Source organism: Brevundimonas sp. FV1ye29L, assembly GCF_058681095.1.
In genome coordinates, this window is sequence record NZ_CM178730.1 from 273452 (window position 1) to 293992 (window position 20541).

At 68.5% G+C, this 20541-nt stretch carries 20 protein-coding genes; 8 read left to right on the forward strand and 12 right to left on the reverse strand.

All coding sequences use genetic code 11. The features are described 5' to 3' along the window. Nucleotides 1-3 precede the first annotated feature (3 nt). A complete protein-coding gene (locus ACW17W_RS01380) occupies nucleotides 4-1179 on the reverse strand; it encodes a benzoate/H(+) symporter BenE family transporter (RefSeq protein ID WP_492078633.1) in 1176 nt (391 codons plus the stop codon). Between the two features lie 136 nt (nucleotides 1180-1315). Continuing rightward, complete coding sequence (locus tag ACW17W_RS01385) at nucleotides 1316-2113, reverse strand: enoyl-ACP reductase FabI (protein ID WP_492080353.1); 798 nt, start codon at nucleotides 2111-2113, stop codon at nucleotides 1316-1318. Nucleotides 2114-2340: 227 nt separating this feature from the next. Here ACW17W_RS01385 and ACW17W_RS01390 point away from each other — a divergent pair, with 227 nt between their 5' ends. Further along, nucleotides 2341-3939, forward strand: coding sequence for a response regulator (locus tag ACW17W_RS01390; protein ID WP_492078635.1), 1599 nt, complete (start codon nucleotides 2341-2343; stop codon nucleotides 3937-3939). A gap of 179 nt (nucleotides 3940-4118) precedes the next feature. On the opposite strand, the gene ACW17W_RS01395 is transcribed toward ACW17W_RS01390, so the two are convergent. The 4 genes from ACW17W_RS01395 to ACW17W_RS01410 all read right to left on the reverse strand — a co-directional run bounded on the left by ACW17W_RS01395 (nucleotide 4119) and on the right by ACW17W_RS01410 (nucleotide 7385). After that, a complete protein-coding gene (locus tag ACW17W_RS01395; protein ID WP_492078637.1) occupies nucleotides 4119-4871 on the reverse strand; it encodes a DUF3800 domain-containing protein in 753 nt (250 codons plus the stop codon). A 14-nt stretch (nucleotides 4872-4885) separates the two neighbouring features. Beyond that, nucleotides 4886-6115 (reverse strand): beta-ketoacyl-ACP synthase I, encoded by a 1230-nt coding sequence (fabB, locus tag ACW17W_RS01400; RefSeq protein WP_492078639.1) that lies wholly within the window; start codon nucleotides 6113-6115, stop codon nucleotides 4886-4888. A gap of 85 nt (nucleotides 6116-6200) precedes the next feature. Next, nucleotides 6201-6740, reverse strand: coding sequence for a 3-hydroxyacyl-[acyl-carrier-protein] dehydratase FabA (fabA, locus tag ACW17W_RS01405; RefSeq protein ID WP_492078641.1), 540 nt, complete (start codon nucleotides 6738-6740; stop codon nucleotides 6201-6203). Between the two features lie 84 nt (nucleotides 6741-6824). Further along, a complete protein-coding gene (locus tag ACW17W_RS01410; protein ID WP_492078643.1) occupies nucleotides 6825-7385 on the reverse strand; it encodes an SH3 domain-containing protein in 561 nt (186 codons plus the stop codon). Between the two features lie 98 nt (nucleotides 7386-7483). On the opposite strand from ACW17W_RS01410, the gene ACW17W_RS01415 reads away from it, so the two are divergent. Continuing rightward, entirely contained in the window at nucleotides 7484-8470 is a 987-nt protein-coding gene (locus tag ACW17W_RS01415; RefSeq protein WP_492078644.1) for a 2-hydroxyacid dehydrogenase, read from the forward strand. A gap of 94 nt (nucleotides 8471-8564) precedes the next feature. Here ACW17W_RS01415 and ACW17W_RS01420 read toward each other — a convergent pair whose 3' ends face one another. Both ACW17W_RS01420 and ACW17W_RS01425 read right to left on the reverse strand, forming a co-directional pair. Further along, entirely contained in the window at nucleotides 8565-9317 is a 753-nt protein-coding gene (locus tag ACW17W_RS01420) for a HesA/MoeB/ThiF family protein (protein ID WP_492078646.1), read from the reverse strand. A gap of 36 nt (nucleotides 9318-9353) precedes the next feature. After that, the gene (locus tag ACW17W_RS01425; RefSeq protein ID WP_492078648.1) at nucleotides 9354-9758 is read right to left on the reverse strand and encodes a BLUF domain-containing protein; all 405 of its coding nucleotides are present in this window, start codon (nucleotides 9756-9758) and stop codon (nucleotides 9354-9356) included. A gap of 145 nt (nucleotides 9759-9903) precedes the next feature. Between ACW17W_RS01425 and hslV the strand changes: the two genes are divergently transcribed. Beyond that, nucleotides 9904-10476, forward strand: coding sequence for an ATP-dependent protease subunit HslV (hslV, locus tag ACW17W_RS01430; RefSeq protein ID WP_492078650.1), 573 nt, complete (start codon nucleotides 9904-9906; stop codon nucleotides 10474-10476). Between the two features lie 115 nt (nucleotides 10477-10591). Here the strand turns inward: hslV and ACW17W_RS01435 are convergent, their stop codons facing one another. Both ACW17W_RS01435 and ACW17W_RS01440 read right to left on the reverse strand, forming a co-directional pair. After that, nucleotides 10592-11017: a hypothetical protein gene (locus ACW17W_RS01435; RefSeq protein ID WP_492078652.1), complete on the reverse strand. Its 426-nt coding sequence runs from the start codon at nucleotides 11015-11017 to the stop codon at nucleotides 10592-10594. Between the two features lie 224 nt (nucleotides 11018-11241). Continuing rightward, nucleotides 11242-11985 (reverse strand): glycosyltransferase family 2 protein, encoded by a 744-nt coding sequence (locus ACW17W_RS01440; RefSeq protein ID WP_492078653.1) that lies wholly within the window; start codon nucleotides 11983-11985, stop codon nucleotides 11242-11244. An 89-nt stretch (nucleotides 11986-12074) separates the two neighbouring features. On the opposite strand from ACW17W_RS01440, the gene ACW17W_RS01445 reads away from it, so the two are divergent. Genes ACW17W_RS01445 through ACW17W_RS01455 form a run of 3 tightly spaced genes read left to right on the forward strand, consistent with a single transcriptional unit; the run spans nucleotide 12075 to nucleotide 15315 of the window. Continuing rightward, on the forward strand, nucleotides 12075-12689 hold the full coding sequence (locus ACW17W_RS01445; protein WP_492078655.1) for a DUF2867 domain-containing protein: 615 nt from the start codon (nucleotides 12075-12077) through the stop codon (nucleotides 12687-12689). Continuing rightward, nucleotides 12686-14404 carry an ArnT family glycosyltransferase gene (locus ACW17W_RS01450; RefSeq protein WP_492078657.1) on the forward strand — a complete coding sequence of 573 codons (1719 nt, stop codon included), beginning with the start codon at nucleotides 12686-12688 and terminating at the stop codon, nucleotides 14402-14404. The genes ACW17W_RS01445 and ACW17W_RS01450 overlap by 4 nt, the downstream gene beginning before the upstream one ends. After that, nucleotides 14401-15315 carry a hydroxymethylglutaryl-CoA lyase gene (locus tag ACW17W_RS01455; RefSeq protein WP_492078659.1) on the forward strand — a complete coding sequence of 305 codons (915 nt, stop codon included), beginning with the start codon at nucleotides 14401-14403 and terminating at the stop codon, nucleotides 15313-15315. The genes ACW17W_RS01450 and ACW17W_RS01455 overlap by 4 nt, the downstream gene beginning before the upstream one ends. On the opposite strand, the gene ACW17W_RS01460 is transcribed toward ACW17W_RS01455, so the two are convergent. Next, nucleotides 15312-16451: a winged helix-turn-helix domain-containing protein gene (locus ACW17W_RS01460; protein ID WP_492078661.1), complete on the reverse strand. Its 1140-nt coding sequence runs from the start codon at nucleotides 16449-16451 to the stop codon at nucleotides 15312-15314. The genes ACW17W_RS01455 and ACW17W_RS01460 overlap by 4 nt on opposite strands. 86 nt (nucleotides 16452-16537) lie before the next feature. On the opposite strand from ACW17W_RS01460, the gene ACW17W_RS01465 reads away from it, so the two are divergent. Together ACW17W_RS01465 and ACW17W_RS01470 are read left to right on the forward strand one after the other, a co-directional pair. After that, entirely contained in the window at nucleotides 16538-17107 is a 570-nt protein-coding gene (locus ACW17W_RS01465; RefSeq protein WP_492078663.1) for a hypothetical protein, read from the forward strand. Continuing rightward, on the forward strand, nucleotides 17104-17358 hold the full coding sequence (locus ACW17W_RS01470) for a hypothetical protein (RefSeq protein WP_492078665.1): 255 nt from the start codon (nucleotides 17104-17106) through the stop codon (nucleotides 17356-17358). The genes ACW17W_RS01465 and ACW17W_RS01470 overlap by 4 nt, the downstream gene beginning before the upstream one ends. On the opposite strand, the gene putA is transcribed toward ACW17W_RS01470, so the two are convergent. Beyond that, nucleotides 17306-20437: a bifunctional proline dehydrogenase/L-glutamate gamma-semialdehyde dehydrogenase PutA gene (gene putA, locus ACW17W_RS01475; protein ID WP_492078667.1), complete on the reverse strand. Its 3132-nt coding sequence runs from the start codon at nucleotides 20435-20437 to the stop codon at nucleotides 17306-17308. The two genes, ACW17W_RS01470 and putA, sit on opposite strands and share 53 nt — an antisense overlap. Nucleotides 20438-20541: the final 104 nt, after the last annotated feature.

Below are 20541 nucleotides of genomic sequence, written 5' to 3' on the forward strand. Positions count from 1 at the left end.
GGTTCAGGCGCGACGCAGGCCCGGCAGGCGTCGGGCCAGAAGGGCGAGGAAGCCGACGGTCAGCCCCCAGAAGGCCGATCCGATCCCCAACAGGGCCAGACCCGAGGCGGTGGCGGCGAAGGTCAGGACCGCCGCCTCGCGGTCGTCCGGTTGCGCCAGCATGGTGTTCAGCGCACCGGTCAGGGGGCCGATGAGGGCGAGGCCGGTGATCAGGGCCAGGGCGCCGGCCGGCATGGCGGCGAACAGGCCGGCGACCGGGGCGGCGAACACCGCCACCACCAGATAGAGGCCGCCGTAGAGGACGCCGACGATCCAGCGGCGGTCAGCCTGGGGGTGGGCGTCCGGCCCGGTGCAGATGGCCGCGACGATAGCCGCAAGATTGATTCCGAAGACGCCGAACGGCGCCAGCACGGTCGTGGCCGCGCCTGTGGCCAGAAGCAGGGGACCGGGCCGGGGCTCATAGCCCGAGGTCTTCAGCACCACGAGGCCGGGCAGGTTCTGGGACACGAGGGTGACGAGGAACAGCGGCAGGGCCAGGCTGATCGCGGCCCTGAGCTCGAAATGGGGAACGACGGGCGCGAGGGTTCCGAACAGACCGGTTCCGGGCGGCAGGGCGATCTGGCCCCGGAGCGCGAGGGCGGCGAAGGCGCCGGCCAGCACCAGCGGCAGGGCCCAGGTCGGCGCCAGTCTGCGGGCGATCAGGAAGACCGCCACCAGTCCCGCCGCCAGAGCCATGTCGGAGGGGAAGACCAGGAAGAGCCTGATGACAAAGGGCGCCAGCACCCCCGCCAGCATGGCCGAGGCGATGGCGGGCGGAATACGGGCCGCCAGCCGGCCCAGCACCGGGACCAGTCCCGTCAGCACCATCAACAGGCCGGCGGCGATGAAGGCGCCGACGGCCGTGGACCAGTCATGGCCGAGGGTGGAAGCCGCCAGCAGGGCCGCGCCCGGCGTTGACCAGGCGAGAATGACGGGGATGCGCAGCCTCAGGCTCAGCCACAGGCCCGGCAGGCCGATGCCGAGGCACAGGCCCGTGACCATGGAGACGATCTGGACCGGGCTGGCTCCTAGGGCCTGCCCCGCCTGCACCACCAGGGCCACCGTGCCGCCGAAGCCGATGATGACCCCCACGGCGGCGGCGGTGAAGGCGGAGGGAGGCGGGAGGCGAGAGGGGTTCATATAGGCGCCGGCGAGGAATGAGGGGCGAGGTATGAGGTTTGAGGGAATAGGGCGGACGCCCCATCGTTAGCCGGCGGTCCTGATCAAGGAACGTCGGCCTCGTCCCTGTTCCCTCATCCCTCGAACCTGCCTTGCGTCAGCCCTCCTCGTCGCCCGCCAGACCCATCATGTGGAAGCCGGCGTCGACATGGACGACTTCGCCGGTGGTGGAGAGGCCGAGGTCGGAAACCAGCCACAGGGCGGCGCCGGCGACGCCCTCCATGGAGGTGTCCTCCTTCATCGCCGACATGGCGCGGCCCTGGCTGATCATGCCGCGGCCGCCCGAGATGCCGGCCAGCGACAGGGTGCGCATGGCCCCGGCCGAGATGGCGTTGACGCGGATGCCCCTAGGGCCCAGGTCGCGGGCGATATAGCGGGTCGCCGCCTCCAGCGCCGCCTTGGCCACGCCCATGGTGTTGTAGTTGGGGATGGCGCGTTCCGAGCCGAGGTAGGTCATGGTGATCATCGATCCGCCGTTCGGCATCAGTTTCGACGCGCGCTTGGCCACGTCCACGAAGCTGAAGGCCGAGATGTTCATGGCCAGCAGGAAGCTGTCGCGGCTGGTGTTGTCGATGAACGACCCCTTCAGCTCGTCCTTGTTGGCGAAGGCGACCGAGTGGACGACGAAGTCGATCGTGCCGAACTCTTTTTCCAGCTCGGCGAAGGCGGCGTCCATGGAGGCGTCGTCGGTGACGTCGGCCTGGATCAGCAGCCTGGCGCCGACGCTCTCGGCCAGGGGACGCACCCGACGCTCAAGCCCCTCGCCCAGATAGGTGAAGGCCAGTTCGGCGCCCTGGGCCGCCAGCTGGGAGGCGATGCCCCAGGCGATGGAGTTGGCGTTCGCCACCCCCATGATCAGGCCCTTCTTGCCCTTCATCAGTTCGCCGGTCGGCATGTTCCAGGCGGATTCGGATGCCATGAGATGTCTCCAGATGATTTGCCCCGAGGGTTAGCAGGGCGGCGGCGTCCAAGGAAGCATCGCCCTCGCGCCGGCGCGGCCGGGCGTTGAATAACGTTCCGTGACCAGATGTTATGTATTGAAAACATACCGGATTTTTCACATTCAGCCTACCGCCTGTTAAGGGCTTGCGGTGAAGGTGTCGTCGGCTTGCGGGAGCAGACATGCGGATCGGCGACTATGTGAAACCCATCGAGCCGATCACGGGCGATACGCCCGGAGGACTGGCGTTCGACCGGTTTCAGGCCGATCCCAATCTGATGGTCATCGCCGTGGTCGATGCGGAGGGGCGGCCCATTGGCCTGATCGAACGCAACGCCCTGTTCCTGAAGATGGCGGCCGCCTTCGGACGCGAACTCTATGCCGGGCGACCGATTTCGGGCTTGATGAACCACAATCCCGTCGTGGCCGACGAGAATGAGCCGGCCGACGCCTTCTTTGTGATGGCGGATTCCGCCGACGCCGGCGCCCTTTTAGGCGGCTTTATCGCCACGCGCGACGGACGCTATGTCGGCGCCGGCAGCGTGCTGGAGATCCTGAGGGCGGCCAGCGCCATCAACCTGAAGCGCGCCGACCAGATGGCCGAACTGGCCCGCAGCCTGTCGGTCGCCGAGGCCGAGGCCCGGGCCTCCAGCCGCGCCCGGTCCGAGTTTCTGGCGGTGATGAGCCATGAAATCCGCACCCCGCTGAACGGCGTTCTGGGCGTGGCCCGGTTGCTGGAGCGGAAGCTGACGCAGGAGGCCCTGCGTCCGTATGTCGGGGCGATCCTCGACTCCGGCGAATCCCTGCTGGGTTTGCTGACCGACGCCCTGGACATGTCGCGCGCCGAGGCGGGAGTCACCCAGCTGGACGCCGAGCCGCTCAGCCTCGCCGCCCTCGCCCGCGACGTGGAGACGCTGTGGCGCGCCCGGGCCGAGGAAAAGGGACTGAGGCTGGTTCTGGACAGTGATCTGGAGGACGACGGCTGGGTGATCGGCGATCGGGTGCGCATCAAGCAGCTGTTCAACAACCTGGTCGGCAATGCGCTGAAATTCACCACCGAGGGCGGCGTCGTCATGCGAATCTCGGCCCGCGCCGAGGGGGCTGCGATACGGATTTCCGGCGCTGTGGAGGACACGGGACCGGGCGTGCCGGCGGAGATGGCGCCGCACATTTTCGACCCCTTCAACACGGGCGGCGCCCGTCGCGAGGGCGCCGGGGCGGGTCTGGGACTGGCCATCTGTCGCCAGATCGTCGACGCCATGGGCGGGGCCATCACCGTGTCGGCCACGCCGGAAGGCGGTGCGCGATTCGCCTTCTCGCTGATCTTGCCCGCGGCCGAGGCCAGCGCCCCCCAGCCGATCCTCTCGCCCCCGCCGACGCCGCACGACACCCTTCACGTCCTTGTCGTCGACGACAATGCGACCAACCGGTTCGTGGCGTCCAAGTTGCTGGAGACCTTTGGCTGCACCTGCGAAACCGTGGATGGCGGGCGGGAGGCTGTGGAGGCGGTCGAGGCCGGGCCTTTCGACCTGGTGCTGATGGATATCCAGATGCCCGGGATGGACGGGCTGGAGGCCACCCGCCTGATCCGCACCCTGCCCGGCGGGGACATGCCGATCATCGCCCTGACGGCCAATGCGGCCGAACGCGACGCCCGCCGCTATCGCGCGGCCGGCATGGACGGGGTGGTGTGCAAGCCGATTGATCCGTCGGCCCTGCTGGCGGCGATCCGTCTGGCCCTGACCGAGGCTGACGACGTCGAGGTCAGGGCGGCGGCCTAAGTCATTGAGGAACGAGACCACGATCGTTGCGGACGGACTCCGAAAGCGATTCCTGTCAATAAGAACAAAAGAAGAACATCATTGACACTGAAAAGAAGGTCATTATAGTAAGATTCAAATGGACTGGGCTTCTCTCGGTCGGCGTTGGGCTTCCGGGTAATCTCGGAGGCCCTTCTGCTTTAAGGGAATGATTTCAGAAGCTTGAGTTTCGTCTTCAAAATGTCGAACGCCCTGTTCGCCTGTAGAGGCCGCAGGCTTTGAAGCCCGATCGGCCTCGCCACCAAGTCCGCCAACTGGAGTCCGGATGAGTTGCAGCTTTTTGGGGCCATGATGGGTTCCCATTGGCAGCGTGAGAAGTCGGTCTGCCTCATTCCCCACCCCCCCGAATTGCTTGCGATACGCCTGAACGAAAGTTCGAGATTGTTGTCCTCTGGCCCGCCTCGGCTTTCAAACACAACGTGCTGGGTACGTTCTTCCTGCCCCAGTGCGACAAGTCTCTCCATGGCTTTTTCCATGCAGAACAACAGGGCGATGTCGTAAGGATTCCACGGCGCAGCATATCTTCTCTTGAGGCGATCCTTATGTATTGCCGTGCTGACGATCTCGAAATCGACGGTCGAAATAACAGTATTGAGCCGCTCAAGGAATTCGGCGCGTATCGCTGCGTCCTTTCTCAAGAAGCCGAAAGGCGGCGCCTGGCGACGAATGTCGCGTTCATGGAGAATCACTTGATCGTGGCCGAAATAATCGAGCTTGAGTTGCTGTATCGCGGGCACGATAGATGAAACGTAGTGATCCTTACGCACTATGACGAAGGCTAGGACAAATACGGGGTAAGACGCTTCGAACGTCGCCAAGCCGTGGTCGCCGCTTTCGTCCGCAAAGATCAGATAATCCGAGAACGGCCGATCCATGCGGCCATCTTCGTCCATTTACCTCGGGTATTCTAGACCTTCGAGATCACCAGCGTCCCGTTGGTGCCGCCGAAGCCGAAGGAGTTGGACATGACGGTGGTCAGTTCGACATCCTTGCGCTCCCGCAGGATCGGCATGCCCTCGAAGGCGGGATCCAGGGTCTCGATATGGGCGCTCTCGGCGGCGAAGCCGTGGTTGAGCATCAGGATCGAATAGATCGCCTCCCAGACGCCTGCGGCCCCCAGGGAGTGGCCGGTCAGGGACTTGGTCGAGGAGATCAGCGGCATGTCGGCGCCGAAGACACTGCGCACCGCCCCCATCTCCTTGGCGTCGCCGACCGGGGTCGAGGTGCCGTGCGGATTCAGATAGTCGATGCGCCGGTTTCCGGCCATCTCCATGGCCAGTTTCATGCAACGCTCGGCGCCCTCGCCCGAAGGCGCGACCATGTCGTGGCCGTCGGCGTTGGCGCCATAGCCGACGAGCTCGCCATAGATGGTCGCGCCCCGCGCCCTGGCCCGCTCATACTCCTCCAGCACCACGATCCCGGCCCCGCCGGCGATGACGAAGCCGTCGCGATTGGCGTCATAGGCGCGGGAGGCGATCGAGGGCGTTTCGTTAAAGTCGGACGACATGGCGCCCATGGCGTCGAACATGTTGGACATGGACCAGTCGATGTCCTCGCAGCCGCCGGCGAAGACCACATCCTGCTTGCCCCAGGCGATCTGTTCGGCGCCCGCGCCGATGCAGTGGGCCGAGGTCGCGCAGGCCGAGGAGATCGAATAGTTGATCCCCTTCATCTGGAACCAGGTCGACAATACCGCCGAGGGGCCGGACGCCATGGCCTTGGGCACGGCGAAGGGGCCGATCCGCTTGGGCGAGCCGCGCTCCATCGTGGTCTGGGCGGCCTGGAGGATGACCTGGGTCGAGGGTCCGCCCTCGCCGACGATCAGGCCGATCCGCTCGTCCTGGATCTCCTCCGCCGTCAGGCCGGAATCCTTCAGCGCCTCCTCGAAGGCGATGTGGGCCCAGGCCGTGCCATTGGCGAGGAAGCGCGCCGCCCGGCGATCCACCAGCGGGGCCCAGTCCTCGGCGGTGACGCCCAGAGACGGCGGCGCCCAGACCTGCGAGCGGAATCCGTGCTTGATATGGTCCGGAGCCGCGACGACGCCGGAACGGGCCTCACGGAGCGAGGAGAGGACCTCGCCCACGCCCGTGCCGATGGAAGAGACGATGCCCAGGCCGGTGACGACGACACGCCGCATGGCTGTTTCCTTTATCCTTGGCGTCCGCACGGACGCCGCGCCTTGCTTGTCCCGCGTTGGTCGCGGTGTTCGAGGAGGCTGTAGCCTATCCGGCGGCCGTTTCGGAGGGTTGATTCGCGCCAAACAGCCCGACCCGCATGTCGGAGCAGGTGTAGATCACCTCTCCGTCGGCCTCCAGCACGCCGTCGGCGATGCCCATGACCAGCTTGCGGTTGATGACGCGCTTCAGATCGATCTTGTAGACGACCTTGCGGATATCCGGGGTGACCTGGCCCGTGAACTTGACCTCGCCGACGCCCAGGGCGCGGCCGCGGCCCGGACCGCCGATCCAGCCCAGATAGAAGCCGACCAGCTGCCACATGGCGTCGAGGCCGAGGCAACCCGGCATGACCGGATCGCCGATGAAGTGGCACTGGAAGAACCAGAGGTCCGGATTGATGTCGAGCTCGGCCTCGACATAGCCCTTGCCGTGCGCCCCGCCGTCGCCGTTGATCTGTGTGATCCGGTCGAACATCAGCATGGGCGGCGCCGGAAGCTGGGCGTTGCCCGGGCCGAACAGCTCGCCCCGGCCCGAGGCCAGAAGGGCGGCGTGATCGAACGACGAGGGGAATTTCGACTGGCTCAATGCAGGCTCCGCAAACACTGTTGCGGCCGGGTTACACCAGCGCCCGCCCGGGCTCAACCGGCCTGTTGTCGGTTCGGGCCTGGGTCAGCGGCGGCCGAGGGCGGGTCCGGCGGGGCGGGAGGCGTCGCACAGGGCGCGGGGCTGGACGCCGAACAGGGCCGCTTCGGGGGCCCAGCCGTGGACCTTGCGGCCGCCCAGGTTGCACCAGCCGTCCTCGCATTCGTCCAGTGAGATCACGGCGCGGGGCGACAGGCGGGCCCGCACCGACGCCGTCTCTGACCGGGTCGCCCGAAGGGGCAGTTCCTGCGTCGAGGGGTTGAAGACGGTGCGTCGGCTGGAGACCACGCTGCGGTGGACCCAGGCCACCGCGCCTTCGGGGTCGCAGATCTTTCGCCATTCTCGCGTCTCGGCGATGACCTGAACCGGCAGGCCCGCGGCGCGGTATTCCCACAGGATCCGGTAGTCGAGGCCGGGCCCGGTGCGGGCGCGCACCTCGGATGATTTCAGCGACAGCCAGCGCGGCACGGGCTGGCGGGTCGGGGTCGGCCGCCCGTCGGGCATGACCGCCGCGGGCTGGGAGGCGGCCCCGAGCAGCAGGGCTGCGGCGGCGACAAGGACGCGCGCGACACCGCTGCGGCCCTTCATCCTTTGGAACCCGGACGCAGCTTTGCTAGACACCCGTAACGACCCGTCGCAACCGGGCCGTCTGTCGCACAGACGCCCGCGTGAATCCCGAGGCCCAGATGTCCACCCGCAAGCTTAAGGTCGTGTTAACCAGACGGCTGCCGGACGCCGTCGAGACGCGGATGCGCGAACTGTTCGACGCCGAGCTGAACCTGAAGGACCAGGCGATGGACCGCGCAGCCCTTGAGGCCGCGGTGCAACGGGCCGAGGTTCTGGTCCCCACCATCACCGACGAAATTGACGCCGGCCTGATCAACGGCGCGGGCGAGCAGCTGAAGATGATCGCCAATTTCGGCGCCGGCGTCGATCACATCGACATCGACGCGGCCGTGGCGCGCGGGATCATCGTCACCAATACGCCGGGCGTCCTGACCGAGGACACGGCCGACCTGGGCATGGCCCTGATCCTGGCCGTCAGCCGCCGCATTGTCGAAGGCGCGAACATCGTCGAACGCGGCGAGTTCCAGGGCTGGACCCCGACCTGGATGTGCGGGCGCAAATTGTGGGGCAAGCGGCTGGGCATCGTCGGCATGGGCCGGATCGGCCAGGCCCTGGCGCGCCGGGCGAAAGCCTTCGGGATGCAGGTCCACTATCACAACCGCAAACCCGTCTCCGAACGGATCGCGGAGGAACTGGGGGCGACCTGGTGGGACGATCTGGACGAGATGCTGGCCCGGATGGACGTCATCTCCCTGAACTGTCCGGCGACGAAGGACACCCATCACCTGTTGAACGCCGGCCGTCTGGCGCGGCTCCAGCCCCACGCCGTCCTGATCAACACCGCCCGTGGCGAGCTGATCGACGAGGCGGCCCTGTCGGAGGTGGTGGCCCGGCGCGGTCTGGCCGGCGTCGGTCTGGATGTGTTTGAGAACGAGCCCGACATCCATCCCGGCCTGCTGGGCCACCCGAATGTCGTCCTTCTGCCCCATCTCGGCTCGGCGACCCTTGAGGCGCGTCAGGACATGGGCGACCGGGTGATCCTGAACGTCATGACCTTCCAGAACCAGCACCGCCCGCCGGACCGGGTGATCCCGGCGATGCTGTAGGGGTCGGGAGGGGTGAAAAGTGAGTAGTGAGTAGTGAGTAGTGAGTAGTGAGTAGTGAGTGTGAGCGACGTCGACGTTTCGCCAGTTCTCTCTGCTAACTATTCACCTCGCCGCCGCAGACCGTACAGGCCGGGTCAGCCGCCACCCTTGCCGTCCGGCTGGTTCCCGCCAGGCCGTCGTACAGCATCAGCCGGCCGGTCAGGGGTTGCCCGGCTCCGGTGATCAGCTTGATCGCCTCCATCGCCGCCATGGCGCCGATGACGCCGGTCAGGGCGCCGACGACGCCGACGCGGGCGCAGGTTTCGGCGTCGGGCGGCGCCTCGGGGACCAGGCACTGGTAGCAGGGGCGGCCCTCGAATACCGCGACCTGTCCGGTCCAGCGGCCGAGGGCGGCGGAGACGAGGGGTTTTCCAACGGCCACGCAGGCGGCGTTGACCGCGAACCGGGTGGCGAAATCGTCCGTGCCGTCGATGATCACGTCGTGGGCGGCGATCAGGGCGGCGGCGTTTTCGGCCGTCAACCGGACCGCGTGCGGCTCGATGGCGACATGGGGATTGGTCTGGTGCAGCCGGGCCGCAGCGGCCGCGACCTTGGGCGCGCCGATGTCGGCGTCGGAGAACAGGATCTGGCGCTGGAGGTTTGACAGGGCGACCGTGTCGTCATCGACCAGGCCGATCGTCCCGACCCCGGCCGCCGCCAGATAGAGGGCCGCAGGACCGCCGACCCCGCCCGCCCCGACGATCAGGACGCGGGCGGCCGCCAGCCTCTGCTGTCCCGGGCCGCCGATCTCGGACAGCACCAGGTGGCGGGCATAGCGTTCGACTTCGGCATCGGAAAACAGGGCCATGCCGCCTCTCTAGGCGGTCGTCGGCCGGAAGTCAGGTCAGGCGGCGATCGTATTGCTCGCGGCGATCCGCAGCAGGGCCTCGGCGGCGGCGGCGTCAAGATCGGACAGGGCGCCGGCCCCCAGGATGTCGCGCGCGCCCTCATTCAGGGTGACGCGGTGCATGGGCGTGTCGCCATAGTGGCGCTCATCCACGGCATCCTCGACGAGGAAGCGGAGATTCGAATGGCGCGGGTCAGCTTTCAGCCGACGAATCAGTCGGTCCACATCGACGCGCTTGCCCTCAATGACCTGGAGGAACTGGCCATGATGATAGGCGAGGGCTCCGGTCACGTGATCCCGCCGGTTGTTGGCGTCGGAAACCCCCAGAATTTCGGCGAGAGACTGCAGGCTGGAGCCGGCCTCGCCCCTGGCGTCGCTGACATAGATCGCGCGCTGAAGCATCGTGATCTCCACTCTTATCGGTTGTGACGGAAGTTAATGATGAATGTTAGCGGTTACATGGGGCGATTATGTGGCGAATCCATCGTATTCGTGGAATCGTATTGCCCAGCTTGATGCGCGCCGATCCTGACGCCATGTGCAGCCCATGGAACATTCCCGATTTTCCGCCGATACGGCGCCCTCTCCCGGCTGGCACGGCACCACCATTCTGGCGGTGCGAAAGGACGGCCGGACCGTCATCGCCGGCGACGGCCAGGTCTCGATGGGACCGACCATCGTCAAGGGGGCCGCGCGCAAGGTGCGGCTTCTGGCCGGCGGCAAGGTGCTGGCCGGTTTCGCCGGGGCGACGGCCGACGCCTTCACCCTGATCGAACGGCTGGAGGCCAAGCTGGAGCAGTATCCGGACCAGCTGGCCCGCGCCTGCGTCGACCTGGCCAAGGACTGGCGCACCGATCGTTACCTGCGCCGGCTGGAGGCCATGCTGCTGGTGGCCGACGCCTCGTCGATCTTCACGGTGACCGGGGTGGGCGACGTGCTGGAGCCGGAGCACGGGGTGGCGGCGGTCGGGTCAGGCGGCAACTACGCCCTGTCGGCGGCCCTGGCCCTGATGGACCACTCCGACCTCGACGCCGAGGCCATCGCGAGGAAGTCGATGGCGATCGCAGCGAGCATCTGCGTCTATACCAACGGGAATCTGACGGTGGAAAGTCTGGGCTAGGGTGGTTGGTGGTTGGTGGTCAGTGATTGTTGACTAACGACTTTCCCGGCCGTCCAGGTCGCTCGTCGATCCGGCAGTCACCAACCACTGACCACTAGCCACCAACCACTCGCGTTCAGGCGCCGCCGAAATCCATATCCCGTCGGGCGGCGATGATGGTGACGATGAAGCCGGCCAGCACGTCCAGCATGACCATCGCCAGGATCAGGAAGAAGGTCGAGGTGGCGAAGCCGCGGATCAGCAGGAATTCGACCAGACAGACGACGAAGACCACCAGCGACAGGGCGTGATTGACGATCGCCACCTTCTGGCTCGAGGTCGATTTCAGCAGCTCGAAAAACAGCAGGATCAGGGCCAGGAACAGGATCAGGTCCCCGACGCCGACGCTCCAGTTGGCGCCCGAGGTCATCGGCAGGGTGAAGACCGGATCGCGCAGGATCTGGTCGGCGGCGGCCAGACCGCCCTGGCCCGAGGCGCCCCACAGCACCACGATATTATACAGCACCACCGGGATGAGCAGCAGCGGCAGGGCGATCAGCATGGCGCAGTCCTTCTGGCGGTCCCCGCGTGGAAACCGCGTTTACGATAACCCGCTTCCCGCACGACCGCTACGCTCCCTCGCCTTTCAGGCGAAGACGGCTTCATCGCCCGCCATACTCGCCTCGCCCCCGGGGCCGGCGGTCGCAACACCGAGGATAAACTCCGGCCCGCGACCTGAGCGTAAAAGCGGCTCGCGCCGGGCGGTGACGGCATGAGGCCAATGCCTCAGAATTCGCTGACCGGGCCGGGCCTGCGCGACCGCGTCTTCAGCCACATGACGCCGAGAAGGTCAGAGACGGAGGCCATCAGCCGTCCCCAGTTGGTGTATTTCGACCGCCCGGTCTCGCGATGGCGATGGTCGACGTCCAGATAGAGGTTCTGATAGCCCTCCCGGATCATCAGGGCCGGCAGGTAGCGGTGGATGTGATCGAAATAGGGCAGGGCCAGGAAGGCGTCGCGGCGAAAGGCCTTGAGCCCGCAGCCTGTGTCGTCGGCGTCGTCGCCCAGCAACCGCTTGCGGATCCGGTTGGCCCATAACGAGGCCCATTTCTTGGCCCCCGTGTCCTGACGCCGGGCGCGCACCCCGCCGACCAGGGCGACGCTGGCCGGGGCCGCGATCAGGGCGTCGGCGAGGCGCGGGGCATCGTGCGGCGGGTTCTGCCCGTCCCCGTCCAGGGTCACCACGATGGGGCCGCGCGCATGCAGCACCCCGGTCCGCACCGCCCGGCTCTGACCGGCATTGGAGGAATGGGCGAGCACCCGCAAGGTCGGGAGGTCGACCATGGCGGCCCGCAGCTCGGCCAGGGTCGCGTCGCGGCTGGCGTCGTCGACGAAGATCATCTCATGCGACCGGCCGGCGAAGGCCGTGGCGATCTCGCGGGCCAGGGGTACGGCGGCGCCGGCCTCATCATGGACCGGGACGACGATGGAGATTTCGGGCAGGGCGGCATCGGCCTGGGCAGGGTTCATCCGGTCTTGATAGCGCAGGGCGGGGCGTCGGGAAACGGCGCGGCGCGGCGCCTCATGGCGGTTTGGCGAAACAGGCGTATTTCAGGCCCATGACCCTCTCGTCCGCCCGGCCTGTGGCCCTTCCCGATCCGCGTCCGCACCCGGTTCTCTCCGGCGCCGACTGGGGCGATGCCTATGGCGCAGAGATCCCTGCGGGCCTGACGCCCCGACAGGTTCTCGGGCGAATGCTGGACGCGGCCCCGCGCTGGATCCCCGATCTGCTGGCCGTGCGGAACGGGCTGGCGGCCTGGGTCGGACTGAGGTCGGTCCGCCTGTCGGTGGGAGAGGGCGGCTTCCCGGTCGTTTCGGAGACGGAGACCCAGATGGTCCTGGGCCTTGACGACCGGCATCTGGATTTCCGGCTCGTGCTCACCACGACGACATCGGGACCGGATCGAGGTCGCGTCACCCTCGTCACACTGGTGCGTCGGCGCAACCTGGGCGGCCGTCTGTATCTGGCGGCGGTCCTGCCTTTCCACAGGCTGATCATACGCCGGATGCTGTCCGGGCTTCACGCCGGGGTCGCCCGGATGCAGCCGGGTGTCCGTTCCGGACCCTTGTCCGGGTCCGGAGGGGCCCGGGGCCGGGCCGATGGTGGTCGGGACCCTGTCGTTCACACGGGCGCTTCCGGCGACGGAGGCGGGCGTGATACGACTGTGGAATGAACCGTCCTGATCTGGATCACCTTGTCGCCGGCTGGCGCGGACCGCTGCTTGCGGCCCTGCTGACACTGTTGACGGCCCTGCCGGGCCTGCTGCTTCTGCCGCCGCTGGACCGGGACGAAAGCCGCTACGCCCAGGCCACGTCCCAGATGCTGGAGAGCGGCGATTTCATCGATATCCGTTTCCAGGACGAGCCGCGGTGGAAGAAGCCGGTGGGAATCTACTGGCTGCAGGCGGCGGCGGTCTCCCTGACCTCGCAGGTCGAGAACCGTGACATCGCCCCCTATCGGCTGCCTTCCCTGCTGGGCGCCATGCTGGCGGCGGCCTGTGCGGCCTGGGCGGGCGCCGCCCTGTTCGGAAATCGCGCCGGTTTGCTGGCCGGGCTCATTCTGGGCACAGGCTTCCTGTTGTCCAGTGAGGCCGGGATCGCCAAGACCGACGCCATGCTGTGCGGGGCGGTCACCCTGTCCATGGCGGGACTGGCGCGGATCTATATGGCCTCGAAAGCCGGGGAGGCGCCGCGGCGACCGCACAAGCTGATGTTCTGGCTCGGCCTGGGCCTGTCGATCCTGATCAAGGGCCCCATCGGTCTGATCGTCATCGTCCCGGCCATGCTGGCCCTGTCGGTCTGGGACCGCGACATTCGATGGCTGAAACGGCTGGGCTGGGGCTGGGGCCTGCCGCTGACCGCCCTGATCGTCGGCCCCTGGGCCATCGCCATCACCATCGCCACCGACGGCGGCTTCTGGCGGGAAGCGATCATGGGGGACCTCGGCAACAAGGTGGTGGGCGCCCATGAGAGCCATGGCGGCTTCATCGGCCTCTATACGGTGATCGCCCCCCTGCTGCTGTTTCCGTCCACCCTGCTGCTGCCGGCCGCCCTGTCGGCGGGCTGGAGCCGGCGGGCCGAGCCGGCGATCCGCTTCATGATCTGCTGGGTGGTTCCCGCCTGGCTGATCTTCGAACTGGCCCCCACCAAACTGGCCCACTACACCCTGCCGACCTTCGGGGGGCTGGCCCTGCTGGCCGCCGCCGCCGCCGTGCGTCCGATCGGCAAGGTTTCGCGCCTGACCGGCGCCGTCCTGTCGGTCGTGGCGGCCGTCGCCATCTGCGGCATCACCGTCTACGGGCTGACCGCCTTCGGCAGTTCGACAGCCCAGACCTGGGCGACCCTGACGGTGGTGTTCGCCGCCGTGGCGGGCGCAGGGGGGGCCTTCCTGCTGCTCAACCGGGCGGCGATCACCGGGCTGCTGGTGGCCGTTGTTTTCGGCGCCGTCGCCCATGCCGGTCTGGCCGGCACGATCCGCCAGCTGCGCCCGCTGGCCATCGCGCCCCAGCTTACGAAGGCGCTGGACCGCGCCGGCCTTTCGCCCCGTCAGGGTCTGACGCCGGGCCCCGTGGCCATCACCGGCTTCCATGAGCCCAGCTTCGTCTTCCTGACCGGGCGCGACACCGAACTGACCGATGCAGCGGGGGCGGTCAGGGCGCTGGGCGAGGGTCGGCCGGCCATCGTCGAACGCGGCGACGCCGACGCCTTCGCCGTCCTGATGGCCCGGGCCGGGGTTCCGGCCAGGCCGGTCGAGACCGTGCGGGGCCACAACTATTCGACCGGGGACGATGTGACCCTGACTGTCTATGCCCCGGTGCGTCCCGGCGCGCCCGACGGCCGAGCCGACCCCGTGGCCCGGACGCCGCTGCCCGCTGGAGCCGGCGAGTGAGTCGGCCGATCCAGATCGTCGAGGTCGGTCCGCGCGACGGGTTGCAGAACGAAAAGGTCGTCCTTGATGCCGACGTCCGCGTCGACCTGGTTCGGCGGCTGGAGACGGCGGGCGCCCGGCGGATCGAAGCCGTCAGCTTCGTCCATCCGAAATACGTGCCCCAGATGGCCGGCGCCGAAGCGGTGATGGCGGCCCTGCCGTCCGACGCGGGGCGCAGCCGTATCGGACTGGTGCTGAACGCACGGGGCTATGACCGGGCCCTGACCACGACGGTGGATGAGGTCAATGTCTCGGTTGCCGCCACCGACGGCTTCGGCCTGAAGAACCAGGGCCTCGATCTGGCGGGACAGCAGGCCATGCTGGAGGACATCGTCGCCCGACGGCACAATGCGTCCCCGGGAGAGGCCGCGCCGACACTGTCCGTGACGATCAGCTGCGTCTGGGGTTGCCCGTTTGATGGCGAGGTGTCGGTCGATCAGGTCGCCGATCTCGTCGGCCGGATCGCCGCCCTGGGCGTGGATGAGATCGGCCTGGCCGACACCATCGGCGCCGGCGATCCCTGGGCCGTGACGCGCAAGGTCGAGGCGGCGCGGAAGGCGGCCCCCGACGCCGTCCTGAGACTGCATTTCCACGACACCCGCAACACGGGCCTGGCCAATGCCCATGCCGGCGTCGAGGCGGGGGTGGACGTGCTGGACGCCTCGGTCGGCGGCATCGGCGGCTGTCCGTTCGCGCCCGGCGCCACGGGCAATATCGCCACCGAGGACCTGGTCTATATGCTCGAACGCGCCGGGTTCTCGACCGGCTACGATCTCGACGCCCTGATCGGAACCGCCCGCTGGATCGGCGAAAAGATCGGCCGCCCGGCCCCCAGCGCGCTCAGCCGGGCGGGGGGCTGGCCGAAAGCCTAGGCCTTTTCCAGCCCCCTGCCGGCCAGGATCATCGCGCCCACGACACAGGCGGCGAAAAGCACGCCTTCGAGGCCGGCGCTGACCGTGCGGGTGACGGGGCCGAAGCCGGGTTCGCCGAACAGGGCGCCGAAGGCGTCCATCTGCAGGCGGGAGTTCGGGAAGCGGGCGGCCAGCTGGTCGAGGCTGCCCGCCATCAGCCGCCCGCCCATGAGGGCGATGGCGCCGCCCGCCGCCCCGCCGCACAGGCCGGCGATGGCCGCGCCACGCCGGGCCCTCAGACGATCCGAACCGAGGCCGCCGAGCCACAGGCCCAGACCGATGGCCCCGCCGAGCGCTGCGCCTTCGCCGGCCCCGGTGATGGCGCCCGGCGACTGGCCCAGCAACAGGGCGAAGGCGTCGACGCCGATCAGCTTGACCAGTCCGCCGACGACCAGACCGCCCAGGGCGCCGCCGACGATGCTTCCCGGACCGGGCATCTGCGACGTCAGACTGGCGGCCGCGATCCCGGCGCCCACGCCCGCCCCGCCGACCAGACCGACCCAGAGCGTCAGGCCGGTCATGACCAGAACCGACGAGGTTCCCATGCCCGAGCCCTGCACCCCCGAGGCGGCGACCAGTCCATAGATCAGTCCGCCGACCAGACCCGCCCCGCCGCCGCCGATCATCGCCGCTGCGCTGCGCACCCGGAAGCGCCGCCAGTCGGGCGGGGTCGCAGCCTCGGTCGAGGCGGCGGTCGGCGCCGCCGTCGGCGGCTGCGGAGCCATCGGAACAGGCCCGGCCCCGATCGGCTCGACCCGGGCGATAAAGCGGTAGCCGTGCCGGGGCGTGGTCTCGATGAAGCGCGGGCGGGCTGCATCGTCGCCCAGCGTCTTGCGCAACGACCGGATGCACTGGGTCAGGGCCTCGTCGGTGACCGGGACGCCCTTCCAGACCTCGGCCATGAACCGGTCCTTGGAGACCAGCCGGCCCGCCTCGCCGGTCAGCAGGATCAGGGCGTCGAGATAGCGGCCGCTGAGCTCGACCGTGACGCCGTCGCGGCTCAGCCGACGATCCCGCGGATCCAGCACGAAGCCGTCAAAGCAACAGGGGGCGGCAGGGGAAGCGGGTGCGTGGCCGGGAGCGGCGTCCGTCGTCATTTTTCAGCAGCCCCTCACACCGCCCTCATGCCGCTCACCGCCCGATGGCGCACGGATCAGGCTCGAACCTGTGAGGAGCCTAGGCAATGACGAACACCGAAAACAGTCCCGTTCTGACGGATCGAAAGGGCGGCCTCATCGGCTGGCGGATCGCCGCCTGGACCGGCGCGGGGCTGGTCCTGCTGTTGCCCCTGATCGCCATGCGGTTCACCGCCGAGGTCCAGTGGACGGGCTTCGACGTCGCCGTGGCCGGGGTGCTGCTGGCCTCACTGGTCGGCGCCTTCGAGCTGGTGGTCCGGCTGACGGGCGACGGACTCTATCGCGGCGCCGTCGTGGTCGCGGCGGGGGCGGCCTTCGTCATGCTCTGGGTCCAGGGCGCGGTCGGTCTGGTGGGGTCCGAAGACGACCTGATCAACCTGCTGTTCCTCCTGCCGCTGCTGGTCGGGGCGACGGGTTCGTTCATCGCCGGGTTCAGAGCAAAGGGCATGAGCCGGACTCTGTGGGCCATGGCGGCGGTGCAGACGGTCACGGTGGCGATCGGCTATGCCGTGACACGCGATACGGACGCCTTCCTGCCGGGCGTCTGGGTGCTGGCATGGGCCCTCGCCGCCTTTCTGTTCGGCTGTTCGGCCCTGAACGCGCAGGCCCGGTCATGAGCGCGGCCGATATCGCCGAGGACTCCTGGGCCGAAGAAGTCTGGCGCCGCACCAACGACCTGGCCTGGAACCTCAACTGGCGCGGCCATGCGCGGGCCATCGAACTGGCCCGGCAGGCCGAGGCCGAGGGACGTGCGGACGAGGCGCGGCTCTGGAAGGCTGTGGAGGCGAGGCTGAGGCCGCGCCCCTGGCCAGGCCCTACAGATTCAGCAGCGCCGGGTCCCCGCCCTGGGCGGAGATGTTGTTACTGATCGCCTTCTCCGCCGCGAAACGGATCAGGCTGTGGGGCCCGCCGGCCTTGGGGCCGGTGCCGGACAGGCCCTCGCCGCCGAAGGGCTGGACGCCCACGACCGCGCCGGTGATCGAGCGGTTGATATAGACATTGCCGGCCGGGACCAGGTCGATCACCTCGGCGGCGAAGGCCTCGATCCGGCTATGCACCCCCAGGGTCAGGCCATAGCCGCGTGAGGCCAGCTTGCCGGCGACGGTCTTCAGATCCTTCGGATCATAGCGATAGACGTGCAGCACCGGGCCGAAGACCTCGCGTTGGAGGAAGTCGGGGGTCGGGATCTCGGCGATCGTCGGGGCGAAGACGTGGCCTTTTGCTTCATCGGGCACGATCGCGCGCACGATCACCGTCGCCTCCCGCGACAGGCGTTCGACGTGGGCCTCCAGCATCGCCTTGCTCTCCGCGTCGATGACCGGGCCGATGTCCGTGGCCGGATCGGCGGGGTCGCCGACCACCTGGGCCTCCAGCGCCCCCTTCAGCCCTTCAATCAGGGCGTCGGCCGAATCCTTCGGCGCATAGAGGATGCGCAGGGCCGAGCAGCGCTGGCCGGCGCTGCCGAAGGCGGAGTTGATGACGTCGTCGATCACCTGTTCCTTCAGGGCGGTGGTGTCCACGAACATGCCGTTCAGGCCGCCGGTCTCGGCGATGAAGGGAATGATGGCGCCCGGCCGGGCGGCCAGGCTGCGGTTGATGGCCGAGGCCGTGTCCGTGCCGCCGGTGAAGGCCACGCCGTCGATCCCGGGGTGGCTGACGAGGGCCGCGCCGACGGTCTCGCCCCGGCCCGGAACGAGGGCCAGCAGGTCGGGATGCAGGCCCGCCCTGTGGAACAGGCGTACCGCCTCGGCGGCGATCAGGGGCGTCTGTTCGGCGGGCTTGGCCAGGACGGCATTGCCGGCGGCGAGGGCGGCGGCGATCTGGCCGGTGAAGATGGCGAGAGGGAAGTTCCACGGGCTGATGCAGGCGAAGACGCCGCGTCCGTGCAGGACCAGCTGGTTGATCTCCCCGACCGGGCCTTTCAGGATTTCCGGCCCCCCGAACTGCTTCTCGGCCAGCACCGCATAGTAGCGCAGGAAGTCGGCGGCCTCGCGCACCTCGGCCACGCCGTCGTTCAGGGTCTTGCCCGCTTCCCGGGCCAGCAGGGCGACCAGCCGGTCCATGTCGGCCTCCAGCGCCTCGGCCATGGCCCGCAGCACGGGGGCGCGACCGGCGCCGCCGACCCGGTCCCAGTGCAGCTGCGCGACGGCGGCCCGGTCGGCGGCGGTCTCGATATCGGCCGGGCCCGCCTCGGACACATGACCCAGGACGCGGCCGTCCCAAGGGCTGAGCACCTCTTGCGGCTGGATTCCGGCCTTCAGGGCGCCGCCGACGATGGGGCCGGAGGCGAAGCGTTCACGATCAACCCGTTCCAGCGCCTCGGCGTGGCGGGCGCGGTCGGCGGCCTGCGAATAGTCGCGACCCAGGGCATTCTGGCGGTCCATATAGATATCCTTGGGCGGGGGGATTTTGGCGTGGCGGTCGGGGGCGAGCTCGACCGCAGTTATGGGGTCGCCGGCGACGGCGGAGGCGGGCACCCGCTCGTCCAGCAGGGCGTGGACGAACGAGGAGTTGGCGCCGTTCTCCAGCAGGCGACGCACCAGATAGGGCAGCAACTCCTCATGGCCGCCGACGGGGGCATAGGCGCGGACGGTGACGGGGCCGAAGGTCTCGGCCGCAGCGTCATAGAGGGCCTCGCCCATGCCGTGCAGGCGCTGGAACTCGATCTTCACCCCCTGTCCCCCGTTGGCGTCACGCGCCATCCGGTGGACGGCGGCCAGCGAATGGGCGTTGTGGGTGGCGAACTGGGCGTACAGGTCCGGCGCCGCGTCGATCATGGCCCGGGCGCAGACCAGGTAGTTCAGGTCGGTCGCGGCCTTGGTGGTGAAGACCGGATAGTCGGGCCGCCCCATGACCTGGGCCCGCTTGATCTCGGTGTCCCAATAGGCGCCCTTGACCAGACGGACCATCAGGCGGCGGTGGGCGCGGCGAGCCAGGTCGGCGACGCGGACGATGACCTCGTGGGCCCGCTTCTGATAGGCCTGGACCGCCAGTCCGAGGCCAGTCCAGTCGCGCAGGGCCGGCTCGTGCGCCAACCGGTCCAGCAGCTTCAGCGAAAGGGCGAGGCGGTCGGCCTCCTCCGCGTCGATGGTGAAGTTGATGTCGTACCGGGCCGCGATCAGGGCCAGACGCAGGATGCGGGGATAGAGCTCGTCCCAGACCCTGGCCTCATGCGTCGCCTCATAGCGGGGGCACAGGGCCGACAGCTTCACCGAGACGCCATGGCCGGCCTCTGGCCCCTGGCCCCTGGCCGTCTTGCCGACGGCGGCGATGGCTCCGGCATAGATATGTTCATAGCGCTCGGCGTCGACGGCGGTGCGGGCGCCCTCGCCCAGCATGTCAAAACTGCACAGCCAGCCTTCGCGGTTCGAGCGTTTGAGGGCGGCGTCGATGGTGCGGCCGACCACGAACTGCTCGCCCATGATGCGCACCGCCGTCGCCACCGCCTGACGGATGACCGGCTCGCCCAGGCGACCGGCGATCCGCCTCAGGAAGCCGGGCAGGTCGGTCTTGGCCTCTTCGTCGGCATCGACCAGCTTGCCGGTCAGCATCAGGCCCCAGGTGGAGGCATTGACGAACAGACTGTCGGAGTTGCCCAGGTGCGAAGCCCAGTCGGCCGAGCCGATCTTTTCGGCGATCAGCCGGTCGCGGGTGTCCTCGTCCGGTGTGCGCAGCAGGGCCTCGGCCAGACACATCAGGGCCAGACCCTCGCGGGTGCCCAGGCTGAACTCCTGCAGGAAGCTCTCGACCACGCCCTGCTTCTTCCGGGACCGGCGCGCGTATTCGACCAGTTCGACGGCCTCGGCGACCACGGCGGCGCGGCCGGCGGCGTCAAACGGAAGGCGGGCGAGGTTGGCGGCGACGGCCTCGCGCTCATCGGCGAACTTGCCGTGGTCCAGTGTGTCCCACCCGGAGACGGCGGCAGGGTCGAAGGTCGAGGACGTCATGGTGGCGAGCCTGTGTGATCGGCCGGGGGATCATCGCCCTATAACGACCGTCTGGCCGAAGGTGCTTTCTATGATGTACGTCTCAGGCGAAGCTTGTTCGGTGA